Below are 678 nucleotides of genomic sequence, written 5' to 3' on the forward strand. Positions count from 1 at the left end.
CACCGCCGCCGGCGCCAAGACGCCCTCGGCCGTATGACCCCCATCGAGTTCGAGACACTGACCCAGGCCGCTCACGCGGCCTGACTGCCCCCAACGAACAAGAGTCAACTGAAGTCTGGGCAGTCCCTGCCGCCGTCGACGACCACTCCCGGCTGGCTTATGCCGAGATCCTGGGCGATGAGAAGGGCGCCACCTGCGCCGGCTTCCTCACCCGCGCCGCCGCCTTCTACGCCGGCCACGGCATCACCATCGAGCGGGTCATCACCGACAACGCCTTCAACTACCGCAGGTCCCGCGACTTCGCTGCCGCAGCAGCCGCGCTCGGTGCCCGGCAGAAGTTCATCCGCCCGCACTGCCCGTGGACCAATGGCAAGGTCGAACGCTTCAACCGCACCCTCAGCGCCGAGTGGGCCTACTCGCGAATCTTCGCCAGCAACGACGACCGCGCCGCCCTCTTGCCCACCTGGCTGAACCACTACAACCTGAACCGGCCACACCTGGGCATCGGCGGCCGCCTACCGATCGACCGCGTCAACAACCCTGCGGGTCAGTACAGCTGATATGTAGCTCGTTTCTGTCAAGGGGCAGGGTGAGGCGCCCGTCCGGATTGCTTCGGGCGGGCGCCTCTGCTTCGTCTGCCGGTGTGGTGGGCGAGCGTGTCGTTGTCGACGCGCGGTC

At 67.4% G+C, this 678-nt stretch carries 1 pseudogene; it reads left to right on the top strand.

The features are described 5' to 3' along the window. Positions 1-122: 122 nt before the first annotated feature. Positions 123-560, top strand: a pseudogene (locus RM425_RS21480) (integrase core domain-containing protein); the annotation flags it as partial. Positions 561-678: the final 118 nt, after the last annotated feature.

It is taken from the genome of Blastococcus goldschmidtiae (assembly GCF_031845325.1).
Taxonomy (GTDB): domain Bacteria; phylum Actinomycetota; class Actinomycetes; order Mycobacteriales; family Geodermatophilaceae; genus Blastococcus; species Blastococcus goldschmidtiae.